The 25,608-nt window shown below is 71.2% G+C and carries 18 protein-coding genes; 10 read left to right on the top strand and 8 right to left on the bottom strand.

The window, feature by feature from the left end; genetic code table 11:
* Positions 1–29: 29 nt before the first annotated feature.
* From DEJ43_RS06230 to DEJ43_RS06210, 5 genes are all read left to right on the top strand, one after another.
* Positions 30–719, top strand: a complete 690-nt coding sequence (locus tag DEJ43_RS06230; protein ID WP_015032466.1) for a histidine phosphatase family protein — start codon at positions 30–32, stop codon at positions 717–719.
* Positions 720–787: 68 nt separating this feature from the next.
* The gene (locus tag DEJ43_RS06225) at positions 788–1,378 is read left to right on the top strand and encodes a DUF3090 domain-containing protein (protein WP_015032465.1); all 591 of its coding nucleotides are present in this window, start codon (positions 788–790) and stop codon (positions 1,376–1,378) included.
* Complete coding sequence (locus DEJ43_RS06220; protein WP_181399464.1) at positions 1,342–2,181, top strand: SCO1664 family protein; 840 nt, start codon at positions 1,342–1,344, stop codon at positions 2,179–2,181. Before DEJ43_RS06225 ends, DEJ43_RS06220 begins: the two co-directional genes overlap by 37 nt.
* Before the next feature lie 149 nt (positions 2,182–2,330).
* A complete protein-coding gene (gene mshC, locus DEJ43_RS06215) occupies positions 2,331–3,560 on the top strand; it encodes a cysteine--1-D-myo-inosityl 2-amino-2-deoxy-alpha-D-glucopyranoside ligase (RefSeq protein ID WP_015032463.1) in 1,230 nt (409 codons plus the stop codon).
* Between the two features lie 116 nt (positions 3,561–3,676).
* Positions 3,677–6,733, top strand: a complete 3,057-nt coding sequence (locus DEJ43_RS06210) for an NPCBM/NEW2 domain-containing protein (RefSeq protein ID WP_015032462.1) — start codon at positions 3,677–3,679, stop codon at positions 6,731–6,733.
* Between the two features lie 81 nt (positions 6,734–6,814).
* Here the strand turns inward: DEJ43_RS06210 and DEJ43_RS06205 are convergent, their stop codons facing one another.
* The 6 genes from DEJ43_RS06205 to DEJ43_RS06180 form a co-directional block, all read right to left on the bottom strand.
* Positions 6,815–8,005 carry a PAC2 family protein gene (locus DEJ43_RS06205; protein ID WP_015032461.1) on the bottom strand — a complete coding sequence of 397 codons (1,191 nt, stop codon included), beginning with the start codon at positions 8,003–8,005 and terminating at the stop codon, positions 6,815–6,817.
* A 141-nt stretch (positions 8,006–8,146) separates the two neighbouring features.
* Positions 8,147–9,208 carry an LLM class flavin-dependent oxidoreductase gene (locus tag DEJ43_RS06200; protein WP_041662175.1) on the bottom strand — a complete coding sequence of 354 codons (1,062 nt, stop codon included), beginning with the start codon at positions 9,206–9,208 and terminating at the stop codon, positions 8,147–8,149.
* 112 nt (positions 9,209–9,320) lie between these two features.
* Entirely contained in the window at positions 9,321–10,925 is a 1,605-nt protein-coding gene (locus DEJ43_RS06195) for a glycerol-3-phosphate dehydrogenase/oxidase (protein WP_015032459.1), read from the bottom strand.
* Positions 10,926–10,930: 5 nt separating this feature from the next.
* Positions 10,931–12,463 carry a glycerol kinase GlpK gene (gene glpK, locus DEJ43_RS06190; RefSeq protein WP_015032458.1) on the bottom strand — a complete coding sequence of 511 codons (1,533 nt, stop codon included), beginning with the start codon at positions 12,461–12,463 and terminating at the stop codon, positions 10,931–10,933.
* Between the two features lie 35 nt (positions 12,464–12,498).
* Positions 12,499–13,257, bottom strand: a complete 759-nt coding sequence (locus DEJ43_RS06185; RefSeq protein ID WP_015032457.1) for an MIP/aquaporin family protein — start codon at positions 13,255–13,257, stop codon at positions 12,499–12,501.
* 265 nt (positions 13,258–13,522) lie between these two features.
* Positions 13,523–14,287: an IclR family transcriptional regulator gene (locus tag DEJ43_RS06180; RefSeq protein WP_041662173.1), complete on the bottom strand. Its 765-nt coding sequence runs from the start codon at positions 14,285–14,287 to the stop codon at positions 13,523–13,525.
* A gap of 243 nt (positions 14,288–14,530) precedes the next feature.
* Here DEJ43_RS06180 and metH point away from each other — a divergent pair, with 243 nt between their 5' ends.
* The 4 genes from metH to DEJ43_RS06160 all read left to right on the top strand — a co-directional run bounded on the left by metH (position 14,531) and on the right by DEJ43_RS06160 (position 22,594).
* On the top strand, positions 14,531–18,061 hold the full coding sequence (metH, locus tag DEJ43_RS06175; RefSeq protein WP_015032455.1) for a methionine synthase: 3,531 nt from the start codon (positions 14,531–14,533) through the stop codon (positions 18,059–18,061).
* A 126-nt stretch (positions 18,062–18,187) separates the two neighbouring features.
* Positions 18,188–18,886 (top strand): HAD family hydrolase, encoded by a 699-nt coding sequence (locus DEJ43_RS06170; protein ID WP_015032454.1) that lies wholly within the window; start codon positions 18,188–18,190, stop codon positions 18,884–18,886.
* 462 nt (positions 18,887–19,348) lie between these two features.
* A complete protein-coding gene (locus DEJ43_RS06165) occupies positions 19,349–20,938 on the top strand; it encodes an ABC transporter substrate-binding protein (RefSeq protein ID WP_015032453.1) in 1,590 nt (529 codons plus the stop codon).
* A gap of 75 nt (positions 20,939–21,013) precedes the next feature.
* Positions 21,014–22,594 carry an ABC transporter substrate-binding protein gene (locus DEJ43_RS06160; protein WP_015032452.1) on the top strand — a complete coding sequence of 527 codons (1,581 nt, stop codon included), beginning with the start codon at positions 21,014–21,016 and terminating at the stop codon, positions 22,592–22,594.
* Between the two features lie 79 nt (positions 22,595–22,673).
* Here the strand turns inward: DEJ43_RS06160 and DEJ43_RS06155 are convergent, their stop codons facing one another.
* Together DEJ43_RS06155 and DEJ43_RS06150 are read right to left on the bottom strand one after the other, a co-directional pair.
* Entirely contained in the window at positions 22,674–23,351 is a 678-nt protein-coding gene (locus tag DEJ43_RS06155; RefSeq protein WP_015032451.1) for a response regulator, read from the bottom strand.
* A 39-nt stretch (positions 23,352–23,390) separates the two neighbouring features.
* Positions 23,391–24,293 (bottom strand): RecB family exonuclease, encoded by a 903-nt coding sequence (locus tag DEJ43_RS06150; RefSeq protein WP_223830928.1) that lies wholly within the window; start codon positions 24,291–24,293, stop codon positions 23,391–23,393.
* A gap of 180 nt (positions 24,294–24,473) precedes the next feature.
* Between DEJ43_RS06150 and DEJ43_RS06145 the strand changes: the two genes are divergently transcribed.
* Positions 24,474–25,607, top strand: coding sequence for a site-2 protease family protein (locus tag DEJ43_RS06145; RefSeq protein WP_202491049.1), 1,134 nt, complete (start codon positions 24,474–24,476; stop codon positions 25,605–25,607).
* Position 25,608: the final 1 nt, after the last annotated feature.

Genomic DNA, 25,608 nt, shown 5'->3' with positions numbered 1-25,608 from the left:
CCGCCGGGACACCGCCTAGGCTGGCCGCCATGGCCACGCTGATCCTCGTCCGGCACGGACGCTCCACCGCCAACACCTCCGGGGTCCTCGCGGGGCGCACGCCCGGGATCTCCCTCGACGAGCGGGGCGCCGCGCAGGCCGCCGCGCTCCCCGGGCGGCTCGCGGACGTGCCCCTCGCCGCCGTCGTCTCCAGCCCCCTCCAGCGCTGCCGGGAGACCGTACAGCCGCTCCTCGACGCCCGGCCGGACCTCCCGCTGCACGTCGAGGACCGGATCAACGAGTGCGACTACGGCGACTGGTCGGGCCGCAAGCTGGCCGAGCTCAACGACGAGCCCCTGATGGAGGTCGTCCAGGCGCACGCCTCCGCCGCCGCCTTCCCCGGCGGCGAGTCCATGCGCGCGATGCAGGCCCGCGCGGTCGACGCCGTCCACGACTGGAACGCGCGGATCGAGGCGGAGCACGGCGAGGACGCCGCCTATGTGATGTGCTCGCACGGAGACATCGTCAAATCGATCGTGGCGGACGCCCTCGGCCTCCACCTCGACCTCTTCCAGCGCCTGCACGTCGACCCCTGCTCGGTCACCGTCGTCCGGTACACCCGGCTGCGGCCGTTCCTCGTCCGCCTCGGCGACACCGGGGACTTCGCCGGGTTCGCCCCGCGCGAGCACCCCGACAGCAGTGGGACGGCTGAGGTCGGGGGCGGCGCGGGCGCACCGTGATCCCTTCGCGCAGTAGGGTGGACGCGCCGCTGTAGTACGACTGTCGAGACGCAAGGGAGCCGGGAAACGTGTCCCGTCAGGTGTTCCTCTACGACCCACCGGAGCGTTTCGTGGCCGGTACGGTCGGGCTGCCTGGCCGCCGTACGTTCTTCCTCCAGGCGTCCGCCGGCGGCCGGGTCACCAGCGTCGCCCTGGAGAAGACACAGGTCGCCGCCCTCGCCGAGCGGATGGACGAGCTCCTCGACGAGGTCGTCCGCCGCACCGGGGGCAACGCGCCCGTGCCCGCCGTCGCCCCCGCCGAGGTCTCCGACACCGCCCCCCTCGACGTGCCCGTCGAGGAGGAGTTCCGAGTCGGCACCATGGCCCTCGCCTGGGACGGCGAGGAGCAGCGCATGATCGTCGAGGCGCAGGCGCTCGTCGAGCTCGACGTGGACTCCGAGGAGGACCTCGCCGAGGCCGAGGAGCGGCTGCTCCAGGACGAGGAGAACGGGCCGCCGATGCTCCGGGTCCGCCTCAGCGGTGCCCAGGCCCGCGCCTTCGCCAAGCGGGCCCTGGACGTCGTCAACGCCGGCCGGCCGCCCTGCCCGCTGTGCAGCCTGCCGCTCGACCCCGAGGGCCACGTCTGCCCGCGCCAGAACGGATACCGCCGCGGAGCATGAGCAGCAGCCCCCCGACGCTCCCGGACGCCGAGCTGCTCGCCCACGGTGAGCTGACCGTGCGCGGCCGGGTCCGCGAGGCCTCCAACGCCGTGCTGTACTGCTCCGTCGCCCACGAAGGGCGGGAAGCGGCCTGCGTCTACAAACCGGTCGCGGGGGAGCAGCCGCTGTGGGACTTCCCCGACGGCACCCTCGCCCAGCGGGAGGTCGCCGCGTTCGAGATCTCCGAGGCCACCGGCTGGGGCCTGGTCCCGCCGACCGTGCTCCGCGACGGGCCGTACGGGGAGGGCATGGTCCAGCTGTGGATCGAGGCCGACCCCGGGGCGCGGCTGCTCGCCCTCACCGAGGACGACGAGCCGGGCGAGGGGTGGAAGGCCGTCGGACCGGCGCAGATCGCCGAGGACCGCACCGCGCTCCTGGTCCACGCCGACACCCCCGAGCTGCGCCGGCTCGCCGTCCTGGACGCGGTCATCAACAACGGCGACCGGAAGGGCGGGCACCTGCTGCCCGCGCCCGGTGGCCACCTCTACGGCATCGACCACGGGGTGACCTTCCACGTCGACGACAAGCTGCGCACCCTGCTGTGGGGCTGGGCGGGCGAGGAGCTGCCCGCCGAGGCGGCCGAGGTGCTCGACCGGCTCGACGGCGCACTGGCCCCCGGAGCGCCGCTCGCCGCCCGTCTGGCCGAACTGCTCACCGGCGCCGAGGTGGCCGCCGTCCGCGCCCGTGTGGCGGCGCTGAGGGCCACCGGACGGCATCCGGAGCCCTCGGGGCAGTGGCCGGCGATCCCCTGGCCGCCCGTCTGACCGGGGGAAAGGTTTCGGCCAACCCTGCCGAAAGGGGCGAGCACCCCTGGGGGGTATGCACGCACGCCTCCGACCCGCAAGAGCGCCTAATCGGTCAAGATCCCGGATCCGGTTCGTATCCGGAACACCTGTCCGGTTACGCTCGGGTCATGCATGCCTGGCCCGCTTCTGAGGTCCCCGCCCTTCCCGGCAAGGGCCGCGACCTCCGGATCCACGACACCGCGACCGGTGGACGAGTGACCCTCGCCCCCGGCCCCGTCGCCCGTATCTACGTCTGCGGCATCACGCCGTACGACGCGACCCACATGGGTCACGCGGCGACCTACAACGCGTTCGACCTCGTTCAGCGCGTGTGGCTCGACACCAAGCGGCAGGTGCACTACGTCCAGAACGTCACGGACGTGGACGATCCGCTCCTGGAGCGAGCGATCCGTGACGGCGTCGACTGGGTCGGCCTGGCCGAGCGTGAGACCGCCCTGTTCCGCGAGGACATGACCGCCCTGCGGATGCTGCCCCCGCAGCACTACATCGGCGCCGTCGAAGCCATACCCGGCATCGTCCCGCTCGTCGAGCGCCTCCGGGACTCCGGAGCCGCCTACGAACTCGACGGCGACATCTACTTCTCCGTCGACGCCGACCCGCACTTCGGCGAGGTCTCCCACTACAGCACCGAGCTGATGCGCCACCTCTCCGCCGAGCGCGGCGGCGACCCGGAGCGCCCCGGCAAGAAGAACCCGCTCGACCCGATGCTCTGGATGGCCGCCCGCGAGGGCGAGCCGAGCTGGGACGGCGCCAGCCTCGGCGCCGGCCGCCCGGGCTGGCACATCGAGTGCGTCGCCATCGCCCTCGACCACCTCGGCATGGGCTTCGACGTGCAGGGCGGCGGCTCCGACCTGATCTTCCCGCACCACGAGATGGGCGCCTCGCACGCCCAGGCGCTGACCGGCGAGTTCCCCATGGCCAAGGCGTACGTCCACGCCGGCATGGTCGCCCTCGACGGCGAGAAGATGTCGAAGTCCAAGGGCAACCTGGTCTTCGTCTCCAAGCTCCGCCGGGACGGCGTCGACCCGGCCGCCATCCGGCTCGCGCTCCTCTCCCACCGCTACCGCGACGACTGGGAGTGGACCGACCAGGTCCTGCGGGACGCCCAGGAGCGGCTCGGCCGCTGGCGCGCCGCTGTCTCGCGTCCCGACGGCCCGTCCGCCGACGCGCTCGTCGAGGAGCTCCGCGAGGCGCTCTCCGACGACCTCGACACCCCCACCGCGCTCGTCGCGGTCGACCGCTGGGCCGAGCTCCAGGCCGCCGAGGGCGGGACCGACGACTCCGCCCCCGGTCTCGTCTCCCGTGCCGTCGACGCACTGCTCGGTGTGGCCCTGTAGCGAGCAGTACCGCGCAACCCCGTTTCAGGCAACCGCCCTTGGACTTCTCGCCGAAGTCCGAGGGCGGTTCCGTTTTGTCCTGGCGGGAATGCTCGTTCCTGCGCTAAATAAGCCCCATGCAATCATCATCACGCATGAAAGTTGCACTCGCCGGAGCCGTCCTCGGGCTCCTCGCGGCCTTCGCGGGACCCGGCTCCACCGCGTCGGCCACCCCCACCGACACCACGGTCGGCGACCTCACCGGCTTCGCCGCCGACGGAGCCGTCTACCGGCTGACCGCCGGCCAGGCCCAGGCCCGGGTCAGCTTCGTCACCGCCGACACCTTCCGCATCGAACTGGCCCCCGACGGCGCGTTCACCGACCCCACCGGCACCGACATCACGCTGCCCCAGGGCCCGCCCCCGGCCACCACCTGGCGCGACCTGGGCGACCGCTACGAACTGAGCAGCCCTCAGGTCACCCTCCGCGCCTACAAGTCGCCGCTCCGCTTCGCCGCCCTGCGCGCCGACGGCACCCCGCTCTGGAGCGAGGCCCGCGGCCTCAGCTGGACCGCCGACCGGACCACACAGACCCTCGCCCGCGGCGCCACCGAGCAGTTCTACGGCGCCGGCATGCAGAACGGCCGCGGCAACACCTCCCACCGCGACAAGACCGTCGAGGTCGGCGTCGACTACAACTGGAACGACGGCGGCCACCCCAACTCCGTGCCGTTCTACCTCTCCTCGGCCGGATACGGCGTCTACCGCAACACCTACGCGCCGAACACCTACGCGTTCAACGAGCCCGTCACCACCAGCGCCAAGGAACGCCGCTTCGACGCCTACTACTTCGCGGGCACCGGCTCCGACGCCGCCAAGGACGTCATAGGCCAGTACACCCGGCTCACCGGCAAACCGTTCCTGCCGCCCGTGTACGGCCTGGAGATCGGCGACGCCGACTGCTACCTCCACAACGCCAACCGGGGCGAGCGCCACACCCTCGACGCCCTGAAGGTCGCCGACGGCTACGTCGCCCACGACATGCCCAACGGCTGGATGCTCGTCAACGACGGCTACGGCTGCGGCTACGAGAACCTCGCCGAGGCCTCCACCGGACTCGGCGCCCGCGGCATGAAGCTCGGCCTGTGGACCGAGGACGGCATCGACAAGCTCGAAGAGCAGGTCAAGGCCGGCCAGCGGGTCGCCAAGCTCGACGTCGCCTGGGTCGGCGAGGGCTACAAGTTCGCCCTCGACGGCTGCAAGGACGCCCACGCCGGCATCGAGGCCCACAGCGACGCCCGCGGCTTCACCTGGGCCCCCGAGAGCTGGTCCGGCGCCCAGCGCTGCGGCGTCCAGTGGTCCGGCGACCAGTCCGGCAGCTGGGAGTACATCCGCTGGCAGATCCCGACCTACGCGGGCGCCTCCATGTCCGGACTCGCCTACACCACCGGGGACGTCGACGGCATCTTCGGCGGCAGCGCCAAGACGTACACCCGCGACCTCCAGTGGAAGACCTTCCTGCCCGTCACCATGACCATGGACGGCTGGGCCGCCAACGACAAGCAGCCCTTCCGCTACGGCGAGCCCTCCACCAGCATCAACCGCGCCTCCCTCAAGCTCCACGAGGCCCTGCTCCCGTACATCTACAGCCACGCCCACCAGGCCACCCGGACCGGCGTCGGCCTCGCCCGGCCGCTCGCCCTCGAGTACCCGGACGACCCGAAGGCCGCCACCGACGCCGCCAAGTACGAATTCCTCAGCGGCGAGGACTTCCTCGTCGCCCCCGTCTACCAGGACGCCGTGGAGCGCGACGGCATCTACCTCCCGAAGGGCACCTGGATCGACTACTGGAGCGGCCGCACCTACGAAGGCCCCGTCACCGTCGACGACTACAGCGCCCCCCTCGACACCCTGCCCCTGTTCGTACGGGCCGGGGCGACCGTCCCGATGTGGCCCGGCGACATCCGCTCGTACACCGACCGCGCCCCCGGCGACCCGCTCGCCTGGGACATCTACCCCAAGGGCAGCTCCTCCTTCGAGCTGTACGAGGACGACGGCGTGACCCGCGAGCACCGCACCGGCCGCTACGCCACCCAGCGCGCCGAGGTCCGCGCGCCGAACGGCGGCCCCGGCGACGTCACCGTCCGCATCGGCGCCAGCCAGGGCACGTACACCGGCAAGCCGGCCGCCCGGCCGTACGCCTTCACCGTCCACACCGGCGACGCCCCCGGCAACGTCAAGCTCGACGGGCGGCGGCTCCCCGCCCTCACCTCACGCGCCGCCTTCGACGCCGCCCCGCAGGGCTGGTGGTACGACCGCGACGAGCGCGGGGGAGTGGTCCGGGTCAAGACGGCCGCCCTGTCCACCGGCCGCGGCTTCGAACTGAAGCTGACCGACACCAGCGCGGTCGGCGGCGCCGTCGCGGGCGCCCCCGCCGCCCTCGCCGTCCCCACCGGCCAGGAGCTCGGCGCCGGAGTGCCCGGCACCGTCGCCGTGGACGTCACCGCGGGCACCCGGGACGCCACCGACGTACGGGTCTCCCTGGCCGCCCCGGCCGGCTGGCGGGTCACCCCCGCCGCGCCGATCGGCCGCATCCCGGCCGGCACCACCCGCCGGGTCGCGGTCACCGTCACCCCGGCCGCCGGCGCCGAGCCCGGCGAGGCCACCCTCACCGCGACCGCCCGGCACCGCGCCGCCGGCACCGACCGCACCGCGACCCAGCGGTTCGCGGTCGGCGTGATGCCCCCGCCGCCCACCGGCGACGCCTGGGCGAGCGACCTCGTCTGGCTCCGCTCCACCAACGGCTGGGGCCCGCCCGAACGCGACCGCTCCAACGGCGAGTCCGGGGCCGCCGACGGCCACCCGCTCACCCTCGCGGGCACGACCTACACGAAGGGCATCGGCGCCCACGCCGACTCCGACATCGAGGTCTACCTCGGCGGCCGCTGCACCACCTTCACCGCCGACGTCGGCATCGACGACGAGATCAACGGCTACGGTGACGTGGCCTTCTCCGTCGAGGCCGACGGCAAGGTCCTGTGGACCTCGCCCCGGCTCACCGGGGCCTCCGCGACCCTGCCCGTGAACGTCGACGTGACCGGGGCCCGGCACGTCCGGCTCCGCGTCACGGACACCAACGGGTCCAAGAGCGGTGACCACGGGGACTGGGCGGCGGCCCGGTTCGGCTGCGCCTGACGCGTGATCCGCGCCTGACGTGACGACGGGAGGGGCGCCCCTGGGGGCACCCCTCCCGTTCCGTCAGGTGACGCGGAGCCGCTACTTCCCGGACTCGCCGTCCGCGCCGGGCTCCGTGTCCGCGCCGGGCTCCGTGTCCGCGCGCGGCTCCGGCTCCGGCTCTGTCTCCGCGCCCGGCTCCGGCCCCGTGCCCGGCGACTCGTCGGCCGCCCCCTCCGGAGCGTCCGTGCCTTCTGTGTCTTCCGTGCCCTCCGTGCCTTCCGGGGCGTCCGGCTCCCCGGCGTCCCCGGGGGTCTCCGACTCCGCGCCCGGCACCGCCTCAGGTCCCGGCTGCTCCGGCTTCGGCGGGCGCGTACGGCCGCTCCCCGGGTCCCGCAGGAACGCCGTGTCACCGCCCTCCATCGCCACCCCGGGCCCGCCCGGACCCGTGCCCGGCTCGCGCCGCCGCAGATACCGCTCGAACTCCCGGGCGATCGCCTCGCCCGAGGCCTCCGGCAGCTCCGCCGTGTCCCGGGCCTCCTCCAGGGTCTGGACGTACTCGGCGACCTCGCTGTCCTCGGCCGCCAGCTGGTCCACGCCCACCTGCCAGGCCCGCGCGTCCTCGGGCAGCTCGCCCAGCGGGATGCGCAGCCCGATCAGGTCCTCGAGACGGTTGAGGAGCGCCAGGGTCGCCTTCGGGTTCGGCGGCTGCGACACGTAGTGCGGCACCGCCGCCCACAGGCTCACCGCGGGCACGCCCGCGTGGGTGCACGCCTCCTGGAGGATGCCCACGATGCCCGTCGGGCCCTCGTACCGGGTCTCCTCCAGGTCCATCGTGCGCGCCAGGTCCGGATCGGAGGTCACGCCGCTGACCGGCACCGGCCGGGTGTGCGGGGTGTCCCCGAGCAGCGCGCCCAGGATCACGACCATCTCCACGCCCAGCTCGTGGGCGAAGGCGAGCAGCTCGTTGCAGAAGGAGCGCCAGCGCATGGACGGTTCGATCCCGCGCACCAGCACCAGGTCACGGGGCTTCTCGCCGCCGACTCGGACCACGGACAGCCGGGTCGTCGGCCAGGTGATCTTCCGGACGCCGTTCTCCAGGAAGACCGTCGGCCGGTTGACCTGGAAGTCGTAGTAGTCCTCGGCGTCGAGCGCCGCGAAGACCTCGCCCTTCCATTCCCGGTCGAGATGGGCGACCGCGGTGGAGGCGGCGTCGCCGGCGTCGTTCCAGCCTTCGAACGCGGCCACCATGACCGGGTCGATCAGCTCGGGTACCCCCTCGAGCTCGATCACCCAGCGCCTCCTTTTCGAAGTTCCTGTCGTACGGACCAACCTTACGGCTTTCCTCAGGTCCGTCCGCAGCCCCCGGACGTCCCCGAAAACCCGTGCGGCCTTGATCGACTACCCAGGAACTCGCCTCCGCACACGGCGGGGTCACTCCTCCCAGAGCGTGCTCGGCGCCTCCTTCCGGACCACCGGTGCGATCTCCTCGGCGAAGCGCTGGAGCGTCTCGGTCTGCTCGGCGGTGGACTGGCCGAAGGCGTCCACGGTGACGGACTGCAGGTCGTGCCCGTAGTGGGCGTGGTACCCGAGGATCTTGTCGATGATCTGCTGCGGCGAACCGATCAGCTGCGGGCCGTCCGCGACCGCCTCCTCGATGGTCCGGAACGGGGTGTTGTAACCGGCCTTTCCCGCCAGCTGGGGCCGGAAGCTCTGCCGTACCTTCGCCTCGTACAGGTCCTTGTAGCGGGTGACCGCCTCCTCGGCGGTGTCGGCGATGAGCAGGCCGCCGGAACCGGCCGCCACGCGCGCGTGCGCCGGGTCGTGCCCGTACTCCTCGAACTTCTCCCGGTAGTGGGCGATGAGCTTCGCGTACGCCTCGCGGGGCTGGATCGCGTTGGCGGTGAACAGCGGATCGCCGTGCTTCGCCGCGAGTTCGGGGGAGTTGAGGCTGGTGGCCGAGCCGTGCCAGATCCGGGGCGGTCCGGCGTACGGGCGCGGCACCGTGGTGACGTTCTTCAGCGGGGGCCGGAACTCGCCCTCCCAGTCGACGCCCTCCTCCCGCCACAGCCGGCGGAGCAGCTCGTACTTCTCCCGCTGGAGGTCCCACTGCCGCTCCTCGTCAAGGCCGAAGAGGTCGAAGTGGCCGGCCTCCGCGCCCTTGCCGACGACGAGTTCGAGCCGGCCGCGGGAGAGCTGGTCGAGGGTCGCGTAGTCCTCGGCGACCCGGACCGGGTCGAGGATCGCGACCACGGTGACACCGGTGAGCAGCCTGATCCGGCGGGTGCGGGCGGCCAGCGCGGCGAGCAGCACGGTGGGGGCGGAGGAGAGGAACGGGCCGGCGTGCCGCTCGCCGACCGCGTAGGCGTCGAAGCCGAGCCGCTCCGCGGTCTCGCCGAGCGCGACGACCTGCTCCAGCCGGTCGGCGGCGGAGGGGAGTTCGCCGGTGAGCGGGTGCGGGGAGTGAGGGACGATCGAGAGCACCTGAAACTTCATGCGTTCCACTCTGCGCGCGGAGTGTTGCTGCGGTGTGGACGGCGTGTGGCACGCCTCAGGGGCGGCCCTCCGAGGAGGAGCCGCCCCTGAACCGTCCCTGAAGCCGGGGGAGTTACTTCTTCAGCATCCGCTCGACGTCCGCGCGGATCTCGTCCGTGGCCAGGCCGCGGATGGTGAGGGTCGTGCGGCGGCGCAGCACGTCGTCCGCCGTCTCGGCCCACTCGTGGTCGCGGGCGTAGGCGACCTGCGCCCAGATCTCCGGCGCGTCCGGGTGTATCCGCCGGGCGAGCTCCGGGTTCTCGTTCGCCATGCGGGCGATGTCGAAGGAGAGCGACCCGTAGTGCGTCGCCAGGTGCTTGGCGGTGTCGGCGGCCATCCGCGGGCCGGGCGCGGGACCGTCGACGAGCAGCCGGTGCGCGACCGCGTTCGGGTTGGCGATGCCGGGCAGCGGGAGGCGCTTGGGCAGCGTCGACACCGGCTCGTAGTCCTCGCCCAGCGGGTGGCCGGGCAGCTGCTCCAGCTTCTTCATGACCGTACGGCCGATGTGGCGGAAGGTCGTCCACTTGCCGCCGGCCACCGACAGCATGCCGCCGCGGCCCTCGGTGACGACCGTCTCGCGCTTGGCCTTCGAGGTGTCGCCGGGACCGCCCGGGAGCACCCGCAGACCGGCGAAGGCGTAGGTGATGAGGTCGCGGGAGAGCTGCTGGTCGCGGATGGAGAAGGCGGCCTCGTCCAGGATCTGGGCGGTGTCCTTCTCGGTGACCTCGACCTGGCCGGGGTCGCCCTCGTACTCCTCGTCGGTGGTGCCGAGCAGCAGCATGTCCTCCCAGGGGAGGGCGAAGGTGATGCGGTACTTGTCGATCGGGGTGGCGAGCGCCGCCTTCCACGGGGAGGTCCGCTTGAGGACCAGGTGCGCGCCCTTGGAGAGGCGGATGGAGGGGGCCGCGTTGGGGTCCTCCATCTTGCGCAGGTGGTCGACCCACGGGCCGGTCGCGTTGAGCACGAGACGGGCGGTGACGCCGAACTCGTCGCCGCTGGTGCGGTCCTTGAGCTCGGCACCGGTGACCCGGCCGCGGGTGAAGCGGAGCCCGGTGACCTCGGCGTGGTTGAGGACGGTGGCACCGGCGTCGACCGCCGCGCGGACCGTCATCAGCGCCATGCGGGCGTCGTTCATCTGGTCGTCGCCGTAGACGGCCACGGCCTTGAGGTTGTCGGTGCGCAGCTCCGGCACGTCCTGCGCGGCCTTGGCGGGGGAGAGCAGGTGCCCGACCCCGTCGCCGAAGGCCGAGAGGGCGGAGTACGCGAAGACGCCGGCGCCGAGCTTGGCCGCGCCGTGCGGGCCGCCCTTGTAGACGGGCAGGTAGAAGGTGAGGGGGTTGGCGAGGTGCGGTGCCACCTGACGGGAGACCGCACGCCGCTCGAAGTGGTTCTCCGCGACCAGCTTCACCGCGCCGGTCTGCAGGTAGCGCAGGCCGCCGTGGAGGAGCTTGGAGGAGGCGGAGGAGGTGGCGCCGGCGAAGTCGCCGGCGTCCACCAGGGCCACCCGCAGGCCCGACTGCGCGGCGTGCCAGGCGGTGGAGATGCCCAGGATGCCGCCGCCGATCACCAGGAGGTCGTACGTCGCCTTGGAAAGCTGTTCCCGGGTCTCGGCGCGGCTCGGGAGGGAGCCGGACGCCGGGTGCGTCCCGAGGGCAGGGACGCTCTGCAGGGTGGTCATGTGTCTTACTCCTCGGATGCGTCATCCAGCCAGCCCATGGACCGTTCCACGGCCTTGAGCCAGCTCTTGTACTCGCTGTCACGCCTGCCGGCGTCCATGCGAGGGGTCCATTCCGCCGCGCGGCGCCAGTTGGCGCGCAGGGCGTCGGTGTCCGGCCAGAAGCCGACGGCCAGGCCGGCGGCATAGGCGGCACCGAGGCAGGTGGTCTCGGCGACCATCGGGCGCACGACCGGCGCGTCGAGGAAGTCCGAGAGGGTCTGCATCAGCAGGTTGTTGGAGGTCATGCCGCCGTCGACCTTGAGCGCGGTCAGCTCGACGCCGGAGTCCTTCGTCATGGCGTCGGTGATCTCGCGGGTCTGCCAGGCGGTGGCCTCCAGGACGGCACGGGCGATGTGCGCCTTGGTGACGTAGCGGGTGAGGCCGGCGATCACACCGCGGGCGTCGGAGCGCCAGTACGGGGCGAACAGGCCGGAGAAGGCCGGCACGAAGTAGGCGCCGCCGTTGTCCTCGACCGAGGACGCGAGCGTCTCGATCTCGGCGGCGGACTTGATGAGGCCCATCTGGTCGCGCATCCACTGCACCAGCGAGCCGGTGACGGCGATCGAGCCCTCCAGGGCGTAGACCGGCTTCTGGTCGCCGATCTGGTAGCCGACCGTGGTCAGCAGGCCGCTGTAGGAGTTGATGATCTTGTCACCGGTGTTCATCAGCATGAAGGTGCCGGTGCCGTACGTGGACTTGGCCTCGCCCTCGGCGAAGCAGGTCTGGCCGAACAGCGCGGCCTGCTGGTCACCGAGCGCCGAGGCGACCGGGACGCCGGCGAGGACGCCGTTCTTGACGTGGCCGTAGACCTCGGCGGAGGACCGGATCTCGGGGAGGACGTTGAGGGGGACCCCCATCGACTCCGCGATCTTCTCGTCCCAGGCCAGGGTGTGGAGGTTCATCAGCATGGTGCGCGAGGCGTTGGTGACGTCGGTGACGTGCACGCCGCCGTCGGTGCCACCGGTGAGGTTCCAGATGACCCACGAGTCCATGGTGCCGAAGAGGATGTCGCCGGCCTCGGCGCGCTCCCGCAGGCCCTCGACGTTGTCGAGCATCCAGCGGATCTTCGGGCCGGCGAAGTAGCTCGCCAGCGGCAGGCCGGTCTCGCGCCGGAAGCGGTCCTGGCCGACGTTGCGGCCGAGCTCCTTGCAGAGGGCGTCGGTGCGGGTGTCCTGCCAGACGAGGGCGTTGTGGACGGGCTCACCGGTGTTCTTGTCCCAGAGCAGGGTGGTCTCGCGCTGGTTGGTGATGCCGATGGCCTTGACGTCGGCGGCGGCGATGCCGCCCTTCGCCAGGGCGCCGGCGACGACCTCCTGGACGTTGGCCCAGATCTCGGCGGCGTCGTGCTCGACCCAGCCCGGCTTCGGGAAGATCTGCTCGTGCTCCTTCTGGTCGACCGAGACGATCCGGCCGTCCTTGTCGAAGACGATGCAGCGGGAGGAGGTGGTGCCCTGGTCGATGGCCGCGATGAACGGGCCGGAGGTGTGTGCGTCGGTCACGGTGTGCTCCAAGGGAGGTCTGGAAGAAGGACGGCTCAGGCGAACGCGATGTTGTAGATACCCGCGGCGATGGCGCCGCCGATCAGCGGTCCGGCGACCGGGATCCAGGCGTAGCTCCAGTCGGAGCCGCCCTTGTGCTTCAGCGGGAGCAGGGCGTGCACGATGCGCGGGCCGAGGTCACGGGCCGGGTTGATCGCGTAGCCGGTCGGGCCGCCGAGCGAGAGGCCGATGGAGACCACGACGAACGCGGTGATCAGGGCGCCTATGACGCCGAGTCCCTTGCCGCTGTCGTTGAGGCCCTGGGTGAGCACGGCCAGGACGAGCACGACGGTGCCGATGATCTCGGTGGCCAGGTTCTGCCAGGTGTTCCTGATCTCGGGGCCGGTGGAGAAGATGCCGAGCACCGGGCCGGGGCCCTCGATCGGCTTCTTGCCCGAGGCCTCGGGGTCGGCGAGGTGCGCCTGGAACTGGCCGTAGTAGGCCACCCAGACCAGCGCCGCGCCGATCATCGCGCCGAGCATCTGGCCGGCGATGTAGACGGGGACGTCGCCCCACTCCCCGTCCTTGATCGCGATGCCGACCGTGACGGCGGGGTTCAGATGGGCGCCGGAGAGGGAAGCCGTCATGTAGACGGCCGTCATGACGGCGAAGCCCCACCCGAAGGTGATCGCGAGCCAGCCCGCGTTGCGGGCCTTGGAGCCCTTGAGCGTGACGGCGGCGCACACACCGCCGCCGAGCAGAATGAGAACGGCGGTACCGATGGTCTCGCCGAGGAAGATGTCGGAGCTGGACACCCGCGACTCCTTTGTCCTTCGTCCAGGGGAAGGCGAACCCCGGGTCCCTCCGGTGGTCCGCACCCTCGTGTGAGGGCGTTACCGGCCCTTGGCACTGCCACACTCTAGCGTGTATTGCCGTTAAGTGTTCGGCAATGCCGACCGGTGAACGGAAGTTTTGCCCCCGGCTTCACAGCGCGTCAAGGGTCCGGGATGCGAAAAACCCGCCGATAACGGGATCGTTACCAGCGGGTTCGGTCGTACGGGCGGCGGCGCGCCGGGAGGCTCAGAAGCGCCCGGCCCCCAGATCCCGGGACACGGCGCGGGCGCAGTCCCGCACCGCCGCCACCAGCTCGGGGCGGAGCTCCCCGGAGGGGCAGAGCCGCTCCACGGCGCCCGTGACCGCCACCGCGCCCACCGGCATCCGCCGCCGGTCGTGGATCGGTGCCGCCACCGAGGCCACGCCCTCCCAGGTCTCCTCCACGTCCGCCGCCCAGCCCCGGGCGCGCGTCATGTCGAGCAGCGACTCGAAGTCCGTCAGGACCGTCGTCGTCCGCGGCGTGAACGCCTCCCGCTCGACCTCCACGACCTCGCTGTGCGCCACCGGGTCGTACGCCGACAGGACCTTGCCGAGGGCTGTGGAGTGCAGCGGCTGCATGGCCCCCACCTCCAGCACCTGGCGGCTGTCGTCGGGCCGGAAGACGTGGTGCACGATCAGCACGCCCTGCTGGTGCAGCACCCCCAGGTGCACGCTCTCGCCGCTCGACCGGGCCAGGTCGTCCGTCCAGACCAGCGCCCGCGCCCGCAGCTCGTGCACGTCCAGATAGCTGTTGCCGAGGCGCAGCAGCTCCGCGCCGAGCTGGTAGCGCCCGGAGGCCGGCTCCTGCTCCACGAAGCCCTCCGCCTGGAGGGTGCGCAGGATGCCGTGGGCGGTGCCCTTGGCGAGTCCGAGCGAGGACGCGATGTCGGACAGGCCGAGCCGGCGCTCGCCGCCCGCGAGCAGTCGCAGCATGGCCGCCGCTCGTTCAAGCGACTGGATGTTCTTCGCCATCGCCCGGCCCTTCTCCCTCTCACGTTGTTCGACAATGCTGAACACTATCGGTCGATGCCGACCTTGGATGACACATGACAGTGTCGGTCAAGAAAGGGCAGAACCGGGAGTCCCCGCACACAGGATGCCGTCCGGCCTGTGGGACACCTTGTCCACCCCGGCCACGGCGCGGTTACGCTGAGCCCGTGCACCCTCCTCCGAAGGTGCAAAGCCGACAGCCGTCGCATCCCAGGGAGCTCATCCATGGCCTCGTTGCCGACCCCTTCCGCTGACAGCCGCAACCGCGTCGCGGCGCTCCGCGAAGCACTCGCCAGTCGAGTCGTCGTCGCCGACGGCGCCATGGGCACCATGCTCCAGGCACAGGACCCCACCCTCGAGGACTTCCAGAACCTCGAAGGCTGCAACGAGATCCTGAACGTCACCCGGCCCGACATCGTGCGCTCGGTGCACCAGGAGTACTTCGAGGCCGGCGTCGACTGCGTCGAGACCAACACCTTCGGCTCCAACCACTCGGCGGCCGGCGAGTACGAGATTGCGGACCGCATCTTCGAGCTCTCCGAGGCGGGCGCCCGGATCGCCCGCGAGGTCGCCGACGAGTTCGCCGCCGCCGACGGCCGCCAGCGCTGGGTCCTCGGCTCGATCGGCCCCGGCACCAAGCTGCCCTCGCTCGGCCACATCGCGTACGACGTGCTCCGCGACGGCTACCAGCAGAACGCCGAGGGCCTGCTCGCCGGCGGCGCCGACGCCCTGATCGTCGAGACCACCCAGGACCTGCTGCAGACCAAGTCGAGCCTCATCGGCGCCCGCCGCGCCATGGACGCCCTCGGCGTGGACGTGCCGCTGATCTGCTCGCTCGCCTTCGAGACCACCGGCGTCATGCTCCTCGGCTCCGAGATCGGCGCCGCGCTGACCGCCCTCGAACCCCTGGGCATCGACCTGATCGGCCTGAACTGCTCCACCGGCCCGGCCGAGATGAGCGAGCACCTGCGCTACCTCGCCCGCCACTCCCGTACGCCGCTCATGTGCATGCCCAACGCCGGCCTGCCCGTGCTCACCAAGGACGGCGCGTACTTCCCGCTGACGCCGCCCGAGATGGCCGACGCGCAGGAGAACTTCGTCCGCGACTACGGCCTGTCCCTGATCGGCGGCTGCTGCGGCTCCACCCCCGAGCACCTGCGCCAGGTCGTCGAGCGCGTCCAGGGCCTCGCCCCGGCCGTCCGCGACCCGCGCCCCGAGCCGGGCGCCGCCTCGCTCTACCAGACCGTGCCGTTCCGCCAGGACACCGCGTACATGGCGATCGGCGAGCGCACCAACGCCAACGGCTCCAAGAAGTTCCGCGAGGCGATGCTGGAGGCCCGCTGGGACGACTGCGTCGAGATGGCGCGCGACCAGATCCGCGAGGGCGCGCACATGCTCGACCTGTGCGTCGACTACGTGGGCCGTGACGGCGTCGCCGACATGCAGGAGCTGGCCGGCCGCTTCGCGACCGCCTCCACCCTGCCCATCGTCCTCGACTCCACCGAGGTCGACGTGCTGCGCGCCGGCCTGGAGAAGCTCGGCGGCCGGGCCGTCATCAACTCCGTCAACTACGAGGACGGCGACGGCCCCGAGTCCCGCTTCGCCAAGGTCACCCGACTGGCCCAGGAGCACGGCGCGGCCCTCATCGCCCTCACCATCGACGAGGAGGGCCAGGCCCGGACGGCCGAGCACAAGGTCGCCATCGCCGAACGGCTCATCGAGGACCTCACCGGCAACTGGGGCATCCTCGAGTCGGACATCCTCATCGACACCCTCACCTTCACCATCTGTACCGGTCAGGAGGAGTCGCGGAAGGACGGCATCGCCACGATCGAGGCGATCCGCGAGCTGAAGCGCCGCCGCCCCGACGTCCAGACCACGCTCGGTCTCTCCAACATCTCCTTCGGCCTCAACCCGGCCGCCCGCATCCTCCTCAACTCCGTCTTCCTCGACGAGTGCGTCAAGGCCGGCCTCGACTCGGCGATCGTGCACGCCTCGAAGATCCTGCCGATCGCCCGCTTCGACGAGGAGCAGGTCACCACCGCCCTCGACCTGATCTACGACCGGCGGCGCCCCCAGCAGGGCGACGAGCCGGCCTATGACCCGCTGCAGAAGCTGATGGCTCTCTTCGAGGGCGCCACCACCAAGTCCCTGAAGGCAGGCAAGGCGGAGGAGCTGCTCGCCCTGCCCCTGGACGAGCGGCTGAAGCGCCGGATCGTCGACGGTGAGAAGAACGGTCTTGAGGCGGACCTCGACGAGGCCCTGACCACCACGCCGGCCCTCGACATCGTCAACAACATCCTCCTCGACGGCATGAAGACGGTCGGCGAGCTGTTCGGCTCCGGTCAGATGCAGCTGCCGTTCGTGCTCCAGTCCGCCGAGGTGATGAAGACGGCGGTCGCCTACCTGGAACCGCACATGGAGAAGTCGGACGCCGACGGGAAGGGCACGATCGTGCTCGCCACCGTCCGCGGCGACGTCCACGACATCGGCAAGAACCTCGTCGACATCATCCTCTCCAACAACGGCTACAACGTCGTCAACATCGGCATCAAGCAGCCGGTCTCCGCGATCCTGGAAGCCGCCGAGGAGCACAAGGCCGACGTCATCGGCATGTCCGGCCTCCTCGTGAAGTCCACCGTGATCATGAAGGAGAACCTGGAGGAGCTCAACCAGCGCGAGCTGGCCGCCAAGTACCCCGTGATCCTCGGCGGCGCCGCCCTGACCAGGGCGTACGTCGAACAGGACCTGCACGAGATCTACCAGGGCGAAGTCCGCTACGCCCGCGACGCCTTCGAGGGCCTGCGCCTCATGGACGCCCTCATCGGCGTCAAGCGCGGCGTCCCCGGAGCCGTACTCCCCGAGCTCAAGCAGCGCCGGGTCGCCAAGAAGGACGCCGCCGCGCTCCAGGTCGACGAGCCGGAGCCCGCCGGCCGCTCCGACGTGGCCGTCGACAACCCGGTGCCGACCCCGCCGTTCTGGGGCACCCGGGTCGTCAAGGGCATCCCGCTGAAGGACTACGCGTCCTGGCTCGACGAGGGCGCCCTGTTCAAGGGCCAGTGGGGCCTCAAGCAGAACCGGGCCGGCGACGGACCGGCGTACGAGGAACTGGTCGAGACCGAGGGACGGCCGCGGCTGCGCGGCTGGCTGGACAAGCTCCACACGGAGAACCTCCTGGAGGCGGCCGTCGTCCACGGCTACTTCCCCTGTGTCTCCAAGGGCGACGACCTGATCATCCTCGACGAGGCCGGCCACGAGCGGACCCGCTTCACCTTCCCGCGCCAGCGCCGCGGCCGCCGGCTCTGCCTCGCGGACTTCTTCCGCCCGGAGGAGTCCGGCGAGACCGACGTCGTGGGCCTCCAGGTCGTCACCGTCGGCTCGAAGATCGGCGAGGCCACGGCCAAGCTCTTCGAGTCCGACTCCTACCGCGACTACCTGGAGCTGCACGGTCTCTCCGTGCAGCTGGCCGAGGCCCTCGCCGAGTACTGGCACGCGCGCGTCCGCGCCGAGCTGGGCTTCGCGGGCGAGGACCCGGAGAACGTGGCCGACATGTTCGACCTCAAGTACCGCGGCGCGCGCTTCTCCCTCGGCTACGGCGCCTGCCCCGACCTGGAGGACCGCGCGAAGATCGCGGAGCTGCTGCGTCCGGAGCGGATCGGCGTGCACCTCTCGGAGGAGTTCCAGCTCCACCCCGAGCAGTCCACCGACGCCATCGTGATCCATCACCCCGAGGCGAAGTACTTCAACGCACGGTGACCGACCGGAGGTAAATCCACGCGTCGGCGTTGATCGGGACGTACACTTGTCGGTCCAGTGCAGGCCGGTCTTCCTCCCCGTACCGGGGAGGGGGCCGGCCTTCTCGTCCCCATGGAGGTGTGCCGGATGACCAGTACGGTCCCCGCGTCCCTGTTCCGTACGAACGGCAGCTCCGCCCTGCAGGCGGTCTTCCTCGACATGGACGGGACCCTCGTCGACACGGAGGGGTTCTGGTGGGACGCGGAGGTCGAGGTCTTCGCCGACCTCGGACACCGGCTGGACGAGGCCTGGCGGGACGTCGTCGTCGGCGGCCCCATGACCCGCAGCGCGGGCTACCTGATCGAGTCCACCGGCGCCGACATCACCCTCGCCGAACTGACCGTCCTGCTCAACGAGAAGTTCGAGCAGCGCATCGCGCGCGGCGTGCCGATGATGCCGGGCGCCGAGCGGCTCCTCACCGAGCTGGCGCGCCACGACATCCCGACCGCGCTGGTCTCCGCCTCGCACCGGCGGATCATCGACCGGGTCCTCGAATCGGTCGGCCGTGACCGCTTCGCGCTCACCGTCGCCGGGGACGAGGTCGGCCGGACCAAGCCGCACCCCGAGCCGTATCTGACGGCCGCCCGCGGGGTCGGGGCCGACCCGGCGCTCTGCGCCGTCGTCGAGGACACGGCGACCGGAGTGGCGGCCGCGGAGGCGGCGGGCTGCCGGGTCGTCGCGGTGCCCTCCGTCGCGCCCATCGCGCCCTCCCCGGGCCGGGTCGTGGTCAGATCCCTCGAAGAGGTCGACGTGCCCTTCCTGCGCACGCTGATCACCGGCATCTGAGGTTTATCTGAGGGTTCCCCTCGGTAATCCGCTTTCGCCGCGGGAAAACGATCAGGTCATTCACCGAAAAGGTCACCGCGTGACCTTGGTCACGCAGAGTGCCCGCCGGTGGGTGGCCTGATCGTTTCCCCTGTCCGAAACGGCAGGTTTCGGCGCACCCTTGTGTCCCGATTCGCTCGTCGCCGTCCGCATCCTCCGGCGCATGACTATCGAAGCCCCCGCATTCATGATCACTGTGCGATTACCCCCACGGCCCACCCCGGTCCGGCAATAGCGGCGCCGCCCACTAATCTTTCGCGAGTACTTCGCCGTATAACCGCGTGCACCGGCGCACACCCAAGTCGCCGTGACCACAGGACCGATCGCAACATCCGGCCCGATCGCTCCCGCCCCGACCGGGCGGCCGGCGGCGGAGTTCCACTGACCGCTGTATCCCAGTGCCGGATGAGGAGATCGTCCCTGATGAACCGCAAGACCCTGGTGCTGCCGGCCGTGGCCGGACTGCTCGCCCCTCTGCTCGCCGCCTGCGGTGGTTCGGAGGAGAGCGGAGCGATCGTCGTCGGCACCACGGACCAGTTCATCGCCACCGCGGACGCCCCCGCCCCGCTCGACCCGGCCTTCGCCTACGACACCGGCGCCTGGAACATCCTGCGGCAGACCGTCCAGACCCTGATGCACGTGCCCCGCGACGGCGGCGAGCCCGTCCCCGAGGCCGCCCAGAGCTGCGGATTCTCCGACAAGGCGAGCGAGAGCTACCGCTGCAAGCTCCGCTCCGGCCTCACCTTCGCCGACGGCACCGCGATCACCGCCGAGGACGTCAAGTACTCCATCGAGCGCGTCCTGAAGATCAAGTCGGACAACGGCACCGCCGCCCTCCTCGCGAACATCGACACCGTCGAGACCAAGGGCACCGACGAGATCGTCTTCCACCTGAAGACCCCCGACGCCACCTTCCCGTACAAGCTCTCCACCCCGGTCGCCGGCATCCTCAGCAAGGACAAGTACGAGGCCGGGAAGCTCCGCGACGGCTTCGACGTCGACGGCTCCGGCCCGTACACCATGAAGGTCGAGCGCGAGGGCGACAAGGCCACCCGCTTCGTCTTCAGCAAGAACCCGTCCTACAAGGGCGACATCACCCTGCGCAACGACAAGGTCGAACTGCGCCCCTACGCCGACGCGGACGCCATGGGCAAGGCCCTGGAGAGCGACGACATCGACATGATGGCCCGCTCGCTGTCCCGCCAGCAGATCAAGGACCTCACCGAGACGCCCAAGGACGGCATCGAGGTCGTCGAGGTCCCCGGCCTGGAGATCCGCTACCTCGGCTTCAACACCAAGGCCCCCGCCGTCCAGGAGAAGGCCGTCCGCAAGGCCATGGCCGCCGTCGTCGACCGCGGCGCCCTCGTCAACCTGGTCTACGGCCCCACCGCCGAGCCGCTGTACTCGCTGATCCCCTCCAGCATCACCGGCCACGCCACCCCCTTCTTCGACGAGTACGGCGAGCCCGACGCCACCCGCGCCGCGAAGCTCCTCAAGGACGCCGGCGTCAAGACCCCGGTCAAGGTGACCCTGAACTACACCACCGACCACTACGGCTCCGAGACCGCCCAGGAGTTCGAGGCGCTCAAGAAGCAGCTCGTCGCCAGCGGGCTCTTCGACGCCACCGTCAAGGGCGCCGAGTGGTCGACCTTCCGCACCGCCCAGAAGCGGGGCGACTACGCCGTCTACGGCCTCGGCTGGTTCCCGGACTTCCCGGACCCGGACAACTACATCGCGCCGTTCCTCGACAGCGACAACTTCCTCAACACCCCGTACGTGAACAAGGTCGTCCGCGACCAGCTCATCCCGCGCTCGCGCCGCCAGGCCGACCGCACCGCCGCAAGCCCCGTCTACAACCAGATCCAGAAGATCGTCGCCGAGGACGTGCCCGTCCTGCCCCTGTGGCAGGGCAAGCAGTACGTCGCCGCCCGCGACGACCTCAACGGAGTCGAGTACGCCCTCAACACGTCCTCCGACCTCCTCCTCTGGGAACTGGGCCGCGGCACCGCATAACCCGTCGACTGGATCGGTTACACCGGCCGCGCACCCGCGCGCGGCCGGCCTGACAAGAGATCACGAGGCAGTTCTGTGAAGACGCACAACAAGTGGCTGACCGCCCCCCTCGCCGCGGGCCTGTCCGCCGCCCTCCTCAGCGGCTGCGGCACCGAGCAGGGCGGCTCCGGCGGCTCGGGCAACGGCGTGCGCGTCGGCATGTCCGACGAGATCCTCAGCGCCGACCCGGCGGCCGGCTACGACCCCGGCTCCTGGCTGCTGTTCAACAACGTCTTCCAGTCCCTGCTCGCCTTCCCCAAGGGCGGCTCCCAGCCCGAGCCCGAGGCCGCCGACAAGTGCGGCTTCTCCGGCGGCAGCACCGTCTACACCTGCACCCTCCGGGACGGCCTCACCTTCTCCAACGGCAACAAGCTCACCTCGGAGGACGTCAAGTTCTCCTTCGAGCGCGCCCTCAAGATCGCCGACCCCTCCGGCCCCGCGCCGCTGCTCTCCACCATCAAGAGCATCGAGACCCCCGACGAGAAGACCGTCGTCTTCCGCCTCACGGTCCCCGACGCCACCTTCCCCAGCAAGATCGCCTCCGGTGCCGGCTCCATCGTCGACCACCGTGAATACCCCGCCGACGCCCTGCGCACCGACGGCAAGGCCACCGGCTCCGGCCCCTACAAGCTGGACTCCCTCAGCGAGTCCGAGGCCACCTTCTCGGCCAACTCCGGCTACCGGGGCACCGCACGGCCCAAGAACGACGCCGTCACCCTCAAGCTCTACCGCGGCGACCGCTCGGCCCTCGCCAAGGCCCTCACCGCCGGCGAGATAGACGTGGCCTACCGAGGCCTCTCCGCCGAGGACATCGCCACCCTCGAAACCTCCGACACCACCGACGACAAGGGCATCGAGGTCACCCAGGGCAGCAGCGCCGAGGTCCAGCACCTGGTCTTCAACATGAAGGACCCGGTCGTCGGCAAGCTCGGCGTCCGCCAGGCCATCGCCCACCTCGTCGACCGCGAGGCCCTCGTCGAAGGCGTCTACAAGTCGACGGCCACGCCGCTGTACTCGATCGTCCCGGCCGGCATCGCCGGACACAACACCGCCTTCTTCGACACCTACGGCACCCCCGACAAGGCCAAGGCCAAGAAGGCGCTGCGCTCGGCCGGCATCACCGACAAGGTGAAGCTCACCCTCTGGTCCACCCCCAGCCGCTACGGCCCCTCCACCGACCAGGAGCTCAAGGCCATCGCCGGGCAGCTCAACGCCAGCGGCCTCTTCGAGGCGGACGTCAAGTCCGTCGCCTACGACCAGTACGAGAAGGACATCGCGGCCGGCAAGTACGGCGTCTACGTCAAGGGCTGGGTCCCCGACTACCCCGATGCCGACAACTTCACCGCCCCCTTCTTCGGCAAGGGCAACGTCCTCGGCAACCACTACGAGAACGCCACCATCACCGGCAGCATCCTCCCCAAGACCGCCGCCGCCCCCGACCGCGCCGCCACCGCCGACGAGTACGGCAAGCTCCAGGACCTCGTCGCCGACGAGCTCCCGCTGCTGCCGCTCTGGCAGGGCAAGCAGTACGCCGTCGCCCGCGACGACGTCACCGGCCTCGAATGGACCCTCGACTCCTCGACCGTCTTCCGCTTCTGGGAGATCCGCAAGGGCTGACACCCCCGGCAGCACGAGCAGAGGGGCCCGGCGTCACCCGCCGGGCCCCTCTCGCTCTCTTCCCGTACCGCCCGCCCCGCTACTGCCCGTTCGCGCCGGGGCGCACCAGACCGCTCTCGTACGCGTACACCGCGGCCTGCACCCGGTCCCGCAGCCCCAGCTTCGTCAGCACATGACCCACGTGCGTCTTCACCGTCGTCTCGCTGACGAACAGGTCCGCCGCGATCTCCGCGTTCGACAGACCCCGCGCCACCAGCTTCAGCACCTCGACCTCACGGTCCGTCAAGGTGCTCAGGGTGTCCGGAACCTGCTCCTCGCCCGTCGGCAGGTGCGCCGAGTACTTGTCGAGCAGCCGGCGCGTGATCGACGGCGCCAGCATCGCCTCACCGGCCGCCACCACCCGGATCGCCTGCACCAGCTCGTTCGCCGGGGCGTCCTTCAGGAGGAAGCCGCTCGCCCCCGCCCGCAGCGCCTCCACCACGTACTCGTCGAGATCGAACGTGGTCAGCACCAGCACCTTCGCCGGACCGTCCCGCCCCGGACCCGTGATCTGCCGGGTCGCCTCGACCCCGTCCATCCGCGGCATCCGGATGTCCATCAGCACCACGTCCGGCTGGAGCGCGCGCACCTGGTCCTGTGCCTGGAGACCGTCCCCGGCCTCACCCACCACCGCGATGTCCTGCTCCGCCTCCAGAATCATCCGGAAGCCGGTGCGCAACAGCGGCTGATCGTCGACCAAGAGGACGCGGATCGTCACAAGGGCTCCTTCACGGGACTGAGCACGAGGTCGCCGGCGCTACGGCGCCGGCGGGGCCAGGTCCATTCTGCCCTGCCCTGATTCGCCCGACTCCGGCGGGCGCGCGGAAACGATCTTCAACGGATACACCGGGGGAGTCCCGCCGAACTCCGGACAGACCGCCTGATGGTCGCACCAACCGCACAGCTTCGTCGGCCGCGGCCGCCAGTCGCCCGTCTCCGTCGCCGTCCGGATCGCGTCCCACAGCGCGAGCAGCTTCCGCTCGACCCGCCGCAGATCCGCCTCCACCGGGTCGTACGTCAGCACCTCCCCGCTGCCCAGGTACACCAGCTGCAGCCGCCGCGGGATCACCCGCCGCAGCCGCCACACCACCAGCGCGTAGAACGTCATCTGGAACAGCGCGCCGTCCCGGTACTCCGGCCGGGGCGCCTTGCCCGTCTTGTAGTCGACGATCCGCACGTCACCCGAGGGCGCCACGTCGATCCGGTCGATCACCCCGCGCAGCCGCAGCCCCGAATCCAGCTCCGTCTCCACGAACAGCTCCCGCTCCGCGGGCTCGAGGCGGGTCGGGTCCTCCAGCGAGAACCACCGCTCGACCAGCCGCTCCGCCTCACCCAGCCAGCCCGCCAGCCGCTGCCCCTCCGGGTCCTCGGCGAACAGCTGCCCCAGCTCCGGCTTCGTCTCCAGCAGCCGCTCCCACTGGCCCGGCACCATCGCCCGGGCCCGCGGCGCCGTCCGCTCCGCCGCCGGATCGTCGAAGAGCCGCTCAAGCACCGCGTGCACCAGCGTGCCCCGGGTCGCCGCCTCGCTCGGCTTCTCCGGCAGCCGGTCGATCACCCGGAACCGGTACAGCAGCGGACACTGCATGAAATCGCTCGCCCGCGAGGGCGACAACGACATGGGCGCCCGGGGCTCCGCCGGCACCTGCTCGCTCGTACTCATGACGAAGACCCTACGACCCGCCACCGACAGCGAGCGGAATACCATCGACCTGGGACCCCGTCGCACTGCATGATCGAACCGTGACGCACCGACGTGGGTCACACCTCGCGACGAAAGGAACCCGTGAACCAGGACGAGCCCAAGCCGCAGCGGACCGAGGAGCCCGGCGGCGGCATCCTCATGGGCCGCCCCTTCGGCGTGCCCGTCTACGTCGCCCCCAGCTGGTTCCTCGTCGCCGCCCTCATCACCTGGGTCTTCGGCGACCAGATCGAGCGCGTCCTGCCCGACCTCGGCGCCGCCCGGTACCTCGTCTCCCTCTTCTTCGCCGTCGCCTTCTACGCCTCCGTACTCGTCCACGAACTGGCCCACACCCTCGCCGCGCTCCGCTTCAAGCTCCCGGTGCGCCGCATCCAGCTCCAGTTCTTCGGCGGCGTCTCCGAGATCGAGAAGGAGACCGAGACCCCCGGCCGCGAATTCGTCCTCGCCTTCGTCGGCCCGCTGCTCTCCCTCGTCCTGGCAGGCCTGTTCTACCTCTCCCTGTACGCCGTCGAGCCCGGCACCGTCCCCGGCGTCCTCCTCGCCGGCCTGATGATCTCCAACCTCATCGTCGCGATCTTCAACCTGCTGCCCGGGCTCCCGCTCGACGGCGGCCGCATGCTCCGCGCCGTCGTCTGGAAGATCACCGGCAAGCCCATGAGCGGCACCGTCGCCGCCGCCTGGGTCGGCCGCGCCCTCGCCGTCCTCGTCCTCGTCGGCCTGCCCCTGCTCACCCGCACCGGTCTCCTGGGCAACTCCACCGAGGACATCAGCGGCCTCGACACCGTCACCGACGCCCTGCTCGCCGCGATCCTCGCCGCCATCATCTGGACCGGCGCCGGCAACAGCCTCCGCATGGCCCGGCTGCGCGAACACCTCCCCGAGCTCCGCGCCCGCAGCCTCACCCGCCGCGCCATCCCCGTCGAACCCACCACCCCGCTCTCCGAGGCCCTCCGCCGGGCCAACGAGGCCGGCGCCCGCGCGCTCGTCCTCGTCGACGGCCACGGCGACCCCACCGGCATCGTCCGCGAGGCCGCCATCGCCGCCGTCCCCCAGCACCGCCGGCCCTGGGTCGCCGTCAGCACCCTCGCCCAGGACCTCTCCGACGGCATGCGCGTCCCCGCCGAACTCACCGGCCAGCCCCTCCTCGACCACCTGCGCGCCAGCCCGGCCACCGAGTACCTCGTCGTCGAGGACACCGGCGAGATCTACGGCGTACTCTCCACCACCGACGTCGAGCGGGCCTTCGTGCAGGCCATGGCACGACCCGGTTCGTAAC

It is taken from the genome of Streptomyces venezuelae ATCC 10712 (assembly GCF_008639165.1).
Taxonomy (GTDB): domain Bacteria; phylum Actinomycetota; class Actinomycetes; order Streptomycetales; family Streptomycetaceae; genus Streptomyces; species Streptomyces venezuelae.
This window is presented reverse-complemented; position numbering and strand designations above follow the sequence as displayed.